The organism is Arthrobacter sp. TJ-254, from assembly GCF_058269175.1.
Genome location: NZ_JBZCNF010000001.1, coordinates 798,667 through 810,972, shown reverse-complemented (window position 1 = coordinate 810,972; position 12,306 = coordinate 798,667). Strand labels below are relative to the sequence as shown.

Sequence of the window (12,306 nt, the reverse complement as noted above, 5' to 3'; positions counted from 1 at the left end):
GTTGCCATGAATCACCTTGTCCTGTCTCGCCCACATGACAGCGGGCCATAGATGCAGTTGAAGCGCGCGGAGGTTTGTGTTGCGAATCACAGTATGTTCTATATATGCCGTTCGTTACAAGAGCGCTATATGAATGACTCTCGCTGCTGGACATTCACGCCGTCATGCTCCGGGGCTGTCGGAGGACCCATGGACATGACTATGGAGGAGACCGGGTTGTCATGATCCCTGCCTCTTCCGGTAGTTCCAGCGTCACGCCGGCAGCTGGGCTGACGGAAAGGTGATGCGGTTGACCAAGCGGCCGATGCCGTCAATCTCAGTCTGGAGCACGTCCCCGTCGGCGAGGAACTGCGGAGGAGTCATGCCCATACCCACTCCGCCAGGGGTGCCGGTCAGCACGAGGTCGCCCGGCCTCAGCGTCGTGAACTCCGAGATGTACGCAAGCAGCTGCGCCGGCCCGAACACCAGGGTCTTAGTGTCGCCTTCCTGCACTTGCTTCCCATTGACATAGCCGCGAACCCGGAAGGCGGGGTCGTCAGCGAACTCATCGGCGGTAACCATGACCGGTCCGACCGGAGTGGTCGCATCAAAGGCTTTTCCTTGGAACCACTGCAGGGTGCGGTTCTGCCAGTCACGCATCGACACGTCATTGGCGACCGTGTATCCGGCGATGCCCGCTCTGGCTTCGCCCAGGTCGGCACGGCGTAGTTCGGCCCCCACCACCACGGCCAATTCGGCTTCCCAATCGACGCGGGAACTACCGTGCACGGCGATCTCATCCCGGGCCCCGATGAGGGTGTCGGCATACTTGGCAAACAGCGTAGGGTATTCCGGGAGCTCGCGTCCCATCTCCTGGATGTGCTCGGCATAATTCAGTCCGCAGCAGATTACTTTCCCGGCGTGCGGCAAGAGTGCAGCGAAATCAAGCTCCCCCGCGGGGATCACATCCGCCTGGGAGTCCAGGGCTGCAGCAACCATGTCCTGCCATCCCGGGCCGGAGATCAGCTCGCCCAGATCACCGACTGGAAGCGGAATGGCAGTGCCATCCTCGCGAAGGACAGCTGCGGAGGTGGAACCCGCGTAACGAATCGTGGCCAGCTTCATCTGGATCTCCTAAGAAGGGCGTGGTGTCGGTGGTTATCGTCCGAAAACGGCGGCCGCAGCTGCAGCTACGCCGCATCCTGGATGACGGCGACGCCCTGAATTTCGATTAGCGCTTCCTTCTGCCACAGGCGGGTGACCCCGATACCCGCCATCGCGGGATACCGGTTGCCGGCCATTTCGCGCCATAGCCTCCCGATTTCCCTTCCGTGCGCCATGTAGTCGTCCACATCGGTCAGGTAGATCGTCACGCTCACCAGGTCGTCAGGTTTACCTCCGGCTTCGGTCAGCGAAGCCAGCACGTTCCGGAAGGCCTGGGCGAACTGCTCGACAATGCCTCCCTCCACAATTTTCATGTCCTTATCCAGGGCCGTCTGTCCACCCAGATAAACCGTGTTTCCCGTCCGTACGGCATGGGAGTATCCCGAAGGGGCAGGCAGGGAAGCGGGATTGACGATCAGGTTCTGCATAGGGACGGCTCCATCCGTGGTCGGGTGCTGTGTACAGGCGACGGGGCTAATTACCCCTAGCGCGGTTCATGTCCTCCGTGCTACCTTCACTCTACGTGACGGTCGTCACGACGTCGACATATCCAACGAGAAGGGCATCCAATGAGCACGGTCAGCCAGTACCGCACCGAAGGTGACAACAGCGCCTATTCCGGCCCTGACGGCAAGGTCGTCCCCGTCGTGACGCGGTCCGGTGAGGAAGACACCAACACCGCCCAGTCCGGAGACTGCATCCGCGTATCCGGCGTAAGCATCCAGCACACACCCGCGACGAAGATCTGGTTCGGTCAGGTTTCGAACACCCCCGGCTACCGGTCACTGCCACACCACCACGGCGAGGCAGAAACGGGCGGGTACGTCCTCCGCGGCCGCGGTCGGATCTACTTCGGCGAGGGTTACAAGGAGTACCTAGACATGACCGCCGGTGACTGGGTGTTCGTTCCCCCTTTCATGCCGCACGTCGAGGCCAACATGTCCACCACCGAAGAGCTTGTCTGGCTCACCGCGCGGACACCGGAGAACATTGTCGTAAACCTCGACGATGTTCCGGATGAGACGCTCGCGGACTACCGACGCGCATGAATCCCATGACCTGGGCAGCGGACACAACCGCAAACACCGCCGCGGAAGGGGCCAGCCAACGTAAGGTCGGCCCGACGTCGGAAATCTTCCTCGCGGCCCTGGACCTGCAGCCAGATACCGCCCAGCTGTACGACGAGGCCTGGACGGCACGCACGCAGTATGTCCCCTGGCCCAAGGCTTTCGGCGGGGACATGGTCGCCCAGGCCGCAGCAGCGATGATGCACTCCGTTGACGGTGACCGCGTGCTGCACTCCATGCACAGCTACTTCATGCGTCCCGTCGACATCGGAGTGACGGTGCGTTACGAGGTGGAGCTCCTGCGCGATGGGCGCGGCTACTCAACCCGTCATGTTCGCGCGTTTCAGGGCGAGAAGCCTGTCTATGACGCCATCGGTTCCTTCCAGGTCCCTGAGACAGGTGCCGATCAGGCCCCCGACGCTCCCCTCGTCCCTGGCCCGGGAGAGCTGCCTGCGGCGGCGACAGTTCTGGCCGGGGTGCAAGGGCCGGCAGCCGAGTACTGGGCTGCGGGCCGGTCCTTTGACATGCGACACGTCGAAGGACCCCTCTACACGGAGGTTTCCGGCAGTAGGGAACCCCGGCAGGCAGTGTGGGTGAAGGCGTTCGACCAGCTTCCTGACGACCCCAACCTGCACCGCGCGGCACTGGCCTACGTCTGTGACTACACGATCCTTGAACCCCTGCTGCGGTCCCAAGGCCTGGCCTGGGCGGCGCCCGGACTCCAGACGGCAAGCCTTGATCACTCCATGTGGTTTCACCGGCAGGGGCGGGCTGACGAGTGGATCTTGTATGTCCAGGAAGCTTGTTCACTCCAAAGCAGCCGCGGCCTGGTCCGCGGCCAGTTCTTCGACCAGAAAGGCCGCCTTTTGGCCACGGTCGCACAAGAAGGCCTGATCCGTCCCGGCGGCTAAGCCCACCCTCCGGTCCCGCACCTCACGCCCCACGAGCATCCTTGAGGAAGTAGATCCATGCATCTGTCTCCGTCAGCGCACCAGGACACGTTCACGCGCGACAACCTGCCCCCAGCCGAACAATGGCCGGTGCTGGAATTCACTTTGCCCGAGTTGGAGTACCCGGACCGGCTCAACGCCGCTTCGGTTCTCATCGACGAGACGACGGCAGCCTTCGGCCCCGACCGGCCCGCTCTGCACACCCCGGACGGTGAAACTTGGTCCTACGGCCAACTCCGCCGCCGCGCCAACCAGGTCGCCCAGGTCCTCGTGGAGGACCTCGGTGTCGTGCCCGGCAACCGCGTCATGCTGCGCGCCCCGAACAATCCGTGGCTTGTTGCCTGCTGGCTCGGCGTCCTCAAAGCAGGGGCGGTAGTTGTCACCACCATGCCGATGCTGCGTCCCGAGGAAGTGCTAAGGCTCGTTGAAAGCACGAGTCCGACAGTGCTCCTCTCCGACCACCGCTTCCTCTCAGGCCTTGCTGACGTCCTGGGGCAGACACTGCTGGTCCCTGTAGGCGGGGATGGAACCGACGACCTTCTTCACCGGTGCGAAACGAAGTCGGGCGAGTTCGCTGCCGTCGAAACGGCATCGGATGACGTCGCTCTATTGGGCCCTACCTCCGGCACCACAGGCACCCCGAAATTCACGATGCATTTCCACCGCGACATCCTCGCCAACGCTGACACCTTCGCGCGGCACATACTCGCTCCAGTGCCCGACGACGTCTTCGCGGGCTCCCCGCCGCTGGCGTTCACTTTCGGCCTCGGCGGGCTCGTCGTCTTTCCGCTGCGCTTTGGTGCTTCGGCCCTGCTCACCGAGCGCAGCGCACCGCTCGAGCTCGCCCGGCTTGTCCATGACCGGGGAGTCAGCGTGCTGTTCACTGCACCGACCGCCTACCGCGCCATCCTCAAGGAAGGCCAGGAAGGTCTCCTGAAGAACCTGCGGATCGCCGTCTCCGCAGGAGAGCACCTGCCTGTCCAGACCTGGCGGGAAGTTAAGGAGAAAATCGGGCTTGAACTCATCAACGGGATCGGAGCCACCGAAATGCTGCACGTCTTCATCTCCGCGGCCGTGGGTGACATCCGACCGGAGGCGACAGGAAAACCCGTCCCGGGATATCGGGCAACGATCCTCGACGACGACGGACAGGAACTCGGACCGGGACTCATCGGACGCCTGGGCGTCATCGGTCCCACCGGGTGCCGGTACCTCAACGACACACGACAACTCAATTATGTTGTCAACGGGTGGAACGTCACTGGTGACACCTTCCTCAAAGACGAGGACGGCTACTTCTACTACCAGGCCCGCACGGATGGAATGATCGTCTCGGCCGGGTACAACATCAGTGGACCCGAGGTCGAAATCGCCGTCAATCAACATCCTGACGTCGTCGAATCCGCCGTCGTCGCACGTCCGGACCCCGAGCGGGGCAACATCGTCTGCGCTTTCGTCGTTCTACGCCAGGGCGTCGAGGGGGACGACGCGAAGCGGCGCGAAATCCAGGACTTCGTCAAGCAAACTATCGCCCCTTACAAATATCCGCGCGACATTCGGTTCGTCGACGACCTGCCCCGCAATCCCAGCGGCAAGCTCCAGCACTTCCGGCTGCGTCAGCAGCTCGCGGAGGAATCAACTCCGCCGGCCGAACTCCACACGTCCTAACGTCAAGAAAAGGGAAACCGACATGAAGATCGCGATCGTTGGCGGAGGCCCGGGCGGGCTCTACTTCGCCGCCTTGATGAAGCAGCTCGATCCCGCACACCACGTCACGGTCTGGGAACGCAACGCCGCCGAGGACACCTTCGGGTTCGGTGTCGTGTTCAGTGATGAAACCCTCGGCGGCATCGAAAATGCCGACACGGTCGTCGCAGCCAGCATGGCCGCGCGCTTCGCCCGCTGGACCGACATCGACATCCACTTCAAGGGCGAGATGACCACCATCGGTGGTCAGGGTTTCGCTGCGATGAGCCGCAAGGAGCTGCTGGAAATCCTGCAGCAGCGGTGCCAGCAGCTCGATGTCGACCTTCGCTTCCGCACCATGGCCCCCGACGTCGAACAGCTTTCCGCCGAGTACGACCTCGTGCTCGCGGCAGACGGCCTGAACTCCGCCATCCGGAACCGGTTCCCCGAATCCTTCGGTCCAAGCCTGGACCCCCGCGAATCGAAATACATGTGGCTCGGTACTGATCTCGTTTTCGAAGCGTTCAAGTTCTTCGTCAAGGAGACCGAGTGGGGAGTCATGCAGATCCACGGCTACCCCTACTCCGATCAAGGCTCCACCTTCATCGTGGAGATGCACGAAGACGTATGGCGGCGCGCCGGCTTCGATGCGAGCGAGTCCCAGCAGTTCCCGCCCGGCGTCAGTGACGACGCGTCGGTGGACAGACTCCGCGAGATCTTCTCCGAAGAGTTGGAGGGTCATAAGGTCCTCACGAACAACTCGAAATGGATCAACTTCACCACTGTCCGCAACGAAAACTGGCGCCACGGCAACATCGTCCTCCTCGGCGACGCGGCACACACCGCACACTTCTCCATCGGCTCGGGCACAAAGCTGGCGATGGAAGACGCCCTGGCCCTGGCGGCATGCCTGCATGAGCACACGGACATCGAACACGCCCTCGAGGCATACGAAACCGAACGCCGCCCGGTCGTTGAATCCACACAACGCGCAGCACAAGCCTCCCTTGAATGGTTCGAGACAATCGGCCAATACAAGGACCAGGAACGCACGCAGTTCTGCTTCAACCTGCTCACCCGCTCACGGCGCATCACCTACGAAAACCTCAAGCTGCGCGACCCGGACTTCACAGCCGAAGTGGACGAGGCATTCGCACGGGCACAAGGACTCGAATCAACCACGCCGGCCATGTTCCAGCCCTACAGCATCGGCAACCTGCAGTTGAAGAACCGCATCGTGGTATCGCCGATGGACATGTACTCGGCAGTCGATGGCGTGCCGGGTGAATTCCACCTGGTCCATCTCGGCAGCAAGGCTCTGGGCGGCGCCGGGCTCGTCATGACCGAAATGGTTTGCGTCTCCGACGTCGGTCGCATCACTCCGGGCTGCACGGGCCTGTACTCGGACGAGCAACGCGACAGTTGGAAGAAGATCACTGACTTCGTTCATACCCAGTCCAATGCCGCCATCGGAGTCCAGCTCGGACACTCAGGCCGCAAGGGTTCTACCCGCCTCATGTGGCACGGCATGGATGAACCACTCACTGAGGGAAACTGGGAGACCTTCGGCCCCTCCCCTGTTCCCTACGGAAAGGGAAGCGCCACCCCGCGCGAGATGGACCGGACAACCATGGACGAAGTGAAGCAACAGTTCGTTGCCTCCACCCGCAGGGCCGCGGAAGCCGGCTTCGATCTGCTCGAGGTCCACGCAGCCCACGGCTACCTGCTCTCCTCCTTCCTCTCCCCGATCTCCAATCGCCGCAGCGACGAGTACGGTGGTTCCCTCCAGAACCGTCTGCGCTACCCGCTCGAAGTCTTCGACGCCATCCGCCAGGAATGGCCAGCGGACAAACCCATCCTCGTGCGCCTCTCCGCGGTGGATTGGCTACCCGACGGCAACACAGTGGAAGCAGCCGCAGAAATCGCGCGTGCCTTCGTTACCCACGGGGCCGATGGGATCGACGTGTCCAGCGGCCAGATTGCCAAGGACGAGAAGCCTCAGTTCGGACGCAGCTACCAGACCCCGTTCGCGGACGTCATACGGCACTCGGTGGCGAAGGAGGCCGGTGCAGCAGTGATCGCTGTAGGAGCGATCTCGACCTATGACGACGTCAACTCGATCCTGCTCGCAGGCCGCGCAGACCTTTGCGCATTAGGACGGACGCACCTGTACGACCCTCAATGGACTCTCCACGCGGCCGCTGAACAGGAGTACCGCGGCCCCGGAACCGAGTGGCCCGTCCAGTTCAAGGCGGGCCGACGCAAACCGCCATCGGCGCGCACCGACGCCATCCGCCCGCGTCTGTCACTGGTCAGGGACCCGTTGGCGGATGACCTGCCAACACACGTCCGTTGGACGCCCCAGACCAAGCAGCACCAGCCCGCGGGCTGACTGGCTGCGCAAAGACCGGTAGCGGGCCGGGAACGGCTGGCCCGCTACCGCCAGCTTCAAATCAGTTCGCCAACCACGGACGAATTGTGGCTGCACCAGTACCTTCAACACCCATGGGCTCCTGGAAGTGGAGGTGTCATGTGTTGGGACGAAGATTGCATCATCGTCTCGAAGAGCATGACATCGTTCCTAGCCATCGGCTCGGGCGAGTCAATCCTTTAGCTAGTGCGACCGCGGACCGAACACGCCGGTTCTACACTTTCAGGTGAGACCGTCGGTCTCCTGAAGGAACCGTCCCAGCCGGAGGAAATCCCTGACTTGGAAGTAGGCAAATGCGAGCATGAGAATGCCGGCGGGGATCGCGTACCACCACACCCGGGTCACGGGTGCGAAATAGACCACCGAGCACGGCAGGTAAAGGAGAACGGTGGCGGTCTCCTCGCGCAGTTGGACGGCGGCTGCCCGGACCACCGTCAGGTGCTCCCGGTCAATAGGCTCCTGGCCCGCAATCTGGCGGCGCACGGACTTCTGATCGGTTTTGTTCAGCGCGATCATCACCTTTCCCCACCCCGATTCGACTGTGGGCCTCATCCGCTTGGAGTTGTAAGCCCATCCCCCAATCCAGCACCCCAAGAACATTAGAAACACTCCGAACTGAAGATGCCAGATCCACTGGCTCCTCCCGCGATCGAACAGCAGATAAGCGCCGGCGGTACCCAGCGCCAGGAGAGTCGGCACGCCGACCGCCAGATACCGGGTGTAATAGATCCGGAGCGCCTCCCCAATACCGTTGTCCCTGATCTCGGCGGACCGCCGTTCCGCCGCCACCCAGCGGCTTGGCCGCTCTGCCCTCTTGTTGCTGGTGCCCGCCACTTATCCCCCTGGTTCAGTGTGCTGTCGCTGCGGTCCAGTCTCGCATCGGACCTGCCAATCCCCCGGCTGCTCCCCCGCCCTTACGCAGTAGGCGCTCATGTGTCCGGTTGTCACCGAGTCCTCGCCTTCGAATCAATCCTCATCAAGTCCTGCTGGTTTGCGGCCAGCGTACAGAGCGGGGATCAGGACCCCGGTGACCGCTGCTCCGACATAGGACCATGCCGTTCCCCAGTCGCATTCCGGCTGTGCCAGAACGAGTACGACCAGCGTGGTCGATAAGACCCCAGCAACTCCGCGGCTCTTTTCCGGCGCCCATAGCCGCTCAAGCGCTGGCACAACACAATCCACGCCGGTAGACCCACCAACCAGAAACCAGCCACAACCCTCCCCCACCGGCCCAGACCGCGTCCAGGAGAAGGCCCGGAGTGATACATCCGGCCACCAGCTTCCACGACACGCTTCGCCACACCGGCCCAAGCACCAAAGCGCACACCGAAATCTGGGCGGCAACAACCAGGGGAAGGACCTGAATTTCCGGCACGGTGGCCAGCCCGCGCATTAACAGAACCGAGAGAATACCCACGGTGGCCGCCGAGGCAACAACCGACGAGGAGCCCGCCCAGATACCTGCGAACCGCTGTCCGCGGTCTTCCTGCACGAGGTCCATGCTCGAAGTATTGCATCGCACACCGCAAGCTGGAGATCGGACGGGGCGGCACGGCCTGTCTTGTCAATGTGACTTAACCAATACGCGCCCAAAGCGGAGAAAGCACCACCCATCCGGACAATGGAAGTAGCGATAATCCGTCTTTGAGGAACCCAATGCAGTGGCTAAACAAAAACCGTGACCTTCTCCCTTCCGCCGGAGCACTCCTGGCCGTCCTCATTTTCTGGGTTGTCGGATCCTTCGGTGGCCTCGGATTCCTCCGAGGATTCCACTCGCCTTTGGTGACCCTGGCCGGGCTCTACCTGATGCTCCTGCTGGTGCCCTTCTCGCTCATCGTCGCCTTCTGGGCCGTCCGCGAGTGGCGCCGACGGCTCGCGTACCGGCGCCACGCCAACGGCTAAGAGTCACAACCGCGGCGGGCAGCATCCCGCCGCGGACCGAGCTGATGGGGTGAAGTGGACCACAGGATTAGCATGACCGGTGGCAAAACCGGCCTAGGGATCCTCGGGCTGACTCAACTGTCCTGATCCCACTGGCACCCCTCTGTTCGAAGATTCCGGGACAGTACCTGGAGGCTCTGGCCTGTCGTCAGAATCCGATTACACATTTCCCGGTCGGATGCGAAGGATCTCACTCGACAGCGCGTTCTCAAGTACTGCGGTAGCCGCGCTCAACCGTCCGTACGGCTACCGTCTGGTGTAGGTGTAGGTTCCCAGATGCAAGACGGTGTTCGTCGGGGTTTCAGCCATCGTCCAATCGACGACGAGCGGAGTGCTTCCGTCGTTGTAGTAGAAGACCGCCTGCGAACCGTTGAAAACCACTTTCCCCTCATCCACGTGACCCGCTTGAACGTTGTTCCCGTCGATCAATGTCCAGGTTCCGTCGCTCGCGATGGTCAGATGAAAGTTCTCTGACACTGAGCCCCCACCCATCCAGTGTCCTTCGACTCCTGCGGGTACGATAGGCGTCGGTTCAGGTGATGGTGTAGTTGGTTCAGGTGATGGTGTCGTCGGTTCGGCAGTTGTCGGTTCAGGTGATGGTGTCGTCGGTACGGCGGCAAAGGTTGCTGGAGCCGGAGGCGGTGGCTCCCCCGGCCCAAGAACCCCGCTGGTGAAGAGCACCGTTATCACCGTGCCGGCCAAGGCCAACCCGCCTGTTATCCAAGCTGTCTTGGTTGCCGCATCCTTTGTAGATGGCTCCACGTCGCCTCCCGATGCCGGGCCCTGCCCTTAGATTGGTCCGTGGTAAACGAGGTGTCAACACTTGTCCTAGTTCTCAGCCCGGCGGTTGACTGCGTACCGGATGTGCAGTCTGGCAATCCTGATAACGACATCACTGCGAGAGCCGCGGTTCCCGGTGGTTGGGCAGGCGCTTTCCATCGCGGGATAATTCGAGAAGGCCGCCCATCCTCAACCGCCCAAGTGCTTCCACACAATGCCGGGTCTTAGTACCAATAATGCGACCTATCATCCGTGGCAATCCCTACGTCATATTGAACTGAGCATATTCAATCGGCGCCGATTAGTTCCCCTCAAGGTTGAATTGCTTCCTCGGGCAATTGATAGTGCGCCCTCATGAGCTTTGTCTGCAAGAATAAAGCGATGTTGACCGCCCAGGAGAAGCGCGTATTGAAGGCCGCCAATGACCTGATTGCCCATATTGGTGAAGATCCCAACCACACCGTCGCTGCGGCAGCGATGGACACCTTCGGGAGAATATACACGGGCAAGAATGTGTATCACTTCACCGGCGGGCCCTGCGCCGAGCTCGTCGTCCTCCGTGCAGCAGCGACCGCGGACGCAGGTCCGCTCACGACGATGGTGGCAGTAGGCAGCGAGGGCCGCGGTGTCATCGCGCCCTGCGGGCGTTGCCGGCAAACCCTTGTGGATCTTCACCCCGACTGCATCATCATCGTTCCCACCGATGATGGACCCGACACCCGGCCTGTACGTGAATTGCTGCCCTTCACCTTCCGACACCCCGACGCCGCGCCCGGGCGGTTTTTACGTTTCAACTGCGCCTATTACGACAAAGTTGAGCAGGGTGTGAAAACCGCAACCACCCGGTACCGCGATCCAATCGAAGTCGGTCCGGCACTCTTCCTCTTCGAGGACGACAACGGGTACCGGCGGTTGCCCGGAGTCATTGAGAGCATTAGATCGCTGCGCCTGGAAGAGCTGACCGAGGAGCACGCACAACTTGAAGGTGCCTCCTCTGTCCTAGCACTCCAACAAGGACTCGCCCACCACTACCCCGGCATCAGCGGCGGTGACGTGGTGGATTTCGTCCAGTTCCATGTGGGTGACCCACACTCGAATTTCGATTCTTGACACACTTTGGGCATGATCGATCCGCCATTTTTTCATCCCTGGCCAACCACGAACCCGGCTCACGGGTCTGTGATGCTGCGGCGGTTCCGTAGCAATGACGCTGCCATGGCCGTGGATCTGGCAAGTGATCCCTACGTATCGAGTATCGGTTCACTCCCCCTGGACGCCACGATGCATCAGGCCCACCTCTGGGTGGAACGGCAGCAATCCCGATATGACGAGGGGGCGGGATTCTCATTCGCCGTCGTCGACCGCGCGCACGGGCTGTGCGTTGGCTCAATTGGGCTATGGGTGCGTGAATTGGCTAATGGCCGAGCGAAAATCGGGTATGGGATTGCCCCATCTTTCCGTCGTAAGGATTTCGCTACGGATGCGTTGCGGGCGGTGACCGATTTCGGTTGGACGATACCCACACTGCAGCGTGTGGAGCTCTATATCGAACCGTGGAACGCGGCATCGATCAAGACCGCTGAGCGCGCGGGTTATCTCCGTGAGGGACTCCTGCGAAGCCACCAGGAGATCGAGGGAAAGCGCTGCGACATGCTTCTTTACTCGATGATTCGTCAGAATCTTCACACCCCCTGACCTCACGCAGTTTCGGGATTCTTGCGGTCACGTTGCCGCTTCTCCCTGGGCGCGGGCCCGCATCAGAAGGTCCGTCACGATGGCGCTCTTCCGGTCGACGTACTGCTGCCGGTCGACGATGAGCAGTGGGGCCAGTTCCCGTTTGATGGCGGCGTACCGGTCTGCCTTTCCGGGATTGGCCCGGAGGTAGTCGCGGAGGTCGACATGGTCGTTATGCGGAACGCTGCCGGCCACGACCAGGTACAGGTGGTGGTAGGCGAAACCTGGGAGCACGTCGAACGCCTCACGTCCCTTGACGCCCAGGTTGCCCCGGTGCGCGTAACCGGCCGCGGTAAAGGCGGCGACACCGTCAGCAACGAAAGTTGCTTCGGGCACGACGACGTCGATGTCGATGATGGGCTTGGCATCGAGTCCGGGAACGCTGGTGCTCCCGACATGCTCGATCCGGTGCGGCACCCCGGCGAGAAACGGCAGCAGGTAGTCTGCAAGCTCGCGGAAGTCGACCGGCCACGACGGCCTGTAAGGAACGACTTCACTTGGTGCATCCACTTCCCCATCGTATTCACCACAGGCTCGCCGCGGGGAAGCCTGTCCGCACCACCATCCAGCACCC

Annotated in this window: 13 protein-coding genes; 7 read left to right on the top strand and 6 right to left on the bottom strand. The window is 62.0% G+C overall.

Annotation, left to right across the window (positions count from 1 at the left end; all coding sequences use genetic code 11):
- Positions 1-252 precede the first annotated feature (252 nt).
- Positions 253-1,104, bottom strand: a complete 852-nt coding sequence (locus tag AC4D14_RS03895) for a fumarylacetoacetate hydrolase family protein (protein ID WP_490900254.1) — start codon at positions 1,102-1,104, stop codon at positions 253-255.
- A 65-nt stretch (positions 1,105-1,169) separates the two neighbouring features.
- Positions 1,170-1,571: a RidA family protein gene (locus AC4D14_RS03890; RefSeq protein ID WP_490900253.1), complete on the bottom strand. Its 402-nt coding sequence runs from the start codon at positions 1,569-1,571 to the stop codon at positions 1,170-1,172.
- A gap of 141 nt (positions 1,572-1,712) precedes the next feature.
- On the opposite strand from AC4D14_RS03890, the gene AC4D14_RS03885 reads away from it, so the two are divergent.
- Genes AC4D14_RS03885 through AC4D14_RS03870 form a run of 4 tightly spaced genes read left to right on the top strand, consistent with a single transcriptional unit; the run spans position 1,713 to position 7,238 of the window.
- Positions 1,713-2,192: a cupin domain-containing protein gene (locus AC4D14_RS03885; protein WP_490900252.1), complete on the top strand. Its 480-nt coding sequence runs from the start codon at positions 1,713-1,715 to the stop codon at positions 2,190-2,192.
- A 5-nt stretch (positions 2,193-2,197) separates the two neighbouring features.
- Positions 2,198-3,121, top strand: a complete 924-nt coding sequence (locus AC4D14_RS03880) for an acyl-CoA thioesterase (RefSeq protein WP_490900251.1) — start codon at positions 2,198-2,200, stop codon at positions 3,119-3,121.
- Between the two features lie 57 nt (positions 3,122-3,178).
- The gene (locus AC4D14_RS03875; protein WP_490900250.1) at positions 3,179-4,828 is read left to right on the top strand and encodes an AMP-binding protein; all 1,650 of its coding nucleotides are present in this window, start codon (positions 3,179-3,181) and stop codon (positions 4,826-4,828) included.
- 22 nt (positions 4,829-4,850) lie between these two features.
- Positions 4,851-7,238 (top strand): bifunctional salicylyl-CoA 5-hydroxylase/oxidoreductase, encoded by a 2,388-nt coding sequence (locus tag AC4D14_RS03870; protein WP_490900249.1) that lies wholly within the window; start codon positions 4,851-4,853, stop codon positions 7,236-7,238.
- Positions 7,239-7,499: 261 nt separating this feature from the next.
- On the opposite strand, the gene AC4D14_RS03865 is transcribed toward AC4D14_RS03870, so the two are convergent.
- Together AC4D14_RS03865 and AC4D14_RS03860 are read right to left on the bottom strand one after the other, a co-directional pair.
- Positions 7,500-8,111: a hypothetical protein gene (locus AC4D14_RS03865; RefSeq protein WP_490900248.1), complete on the bottom strand. Its 612-nt coding sequence runs from the start codon at positions 8,109-8,111 to the stop codon at positions 7,500-7,502.
- A 322-nt stretch (positions 8,112-8,433) separates the two neighbouring features.
- Positions 8,434-8,778: a hypothetical protein gene (locus AC4D14_RS03860; RefSeq protein WP_490900247.1), complete on the bottom strand. Its 345-nt coding sequence runs from the start codon at positions 8,776-8,778 to the stop codon at positions 8,434-8,436.
- Positions 8,779-8,933: 155 nt separating this feature from the next.
- Between AC4D14_RS03860 and AC4D14_RS03855 the strand changes: the two genes are divergently transcribed.
- Complete coding sequence (locus AC4D14_RS03855; RefSeq protein WP_490900246.1) at positions 8,934-9,179, top strand: hypothetical protein; 246 nt, start codon at positions 8,934-8,936, stop codon at positions 9,177-9,179.
- A gap of 285 nt (positions 9,180-9,464) precedes the next feature.
- On the opposite strand, the gene AC4D14_RS03850 is transcribed toward AC4D14_RS03855, so the two are convergent.
- The gene (locus AC4D14_RS03850) at positions 9,465-9,695 is read right to left on the bottom strand and encodes a hypothetical protein (RefSeq protein WP_490900245.1); all 231 of its coding nucleotides are present in this window, start codon (positions 9,693-9,695) and stop codon (positions 9,465-9,467) included.
- Positions 9,696-10,352: 657 nt separating this feature from the next.
- Between AC4D14_RS03850 and AC4D14_RS03845 the strand changes: the two genes are divergently transcribed.
- Positions 10,353-11,108, top strand: coding sequence for a hypothetical protein (locus tag AC4D14_RS03845; protein WP_490900244.1), 756 nt, complete (start codon positions 10,353-10,355; stop codon positions 11,106-11,108).
- A 12-nt stretch (positions 11,109-11,120) separates the two neighbouring features.
- Positions 11,121-11,693, top strand: coding sequence for a GNAT family N-acetyltransferase (locus tag AC4D14_RS03840; RefSeq protein WP_490900243.1), 573 nt, complete (start codon positions 11,121-11,123; stop codon positions 11,691-11,693).
- Between the two features lie 27 nt (positions 11,694-11,720).
- On the opposite strand, the gene AC4D14_RS03835 is transcribed toward AC4D14_RS03840, so the two are convergent.
- Complete coding sequence (locus tag AC4D14_RS03835) at positions 11,721-12,242, bottom strand: GrpB family protein (protein ID WP_490900242.1); 522 nt, start codon at positions 12,240-12,242, stop codon at positions 11,721-11,723.
- Positions 12,243-12,306 lie beyond the last annotated feature (64 nt).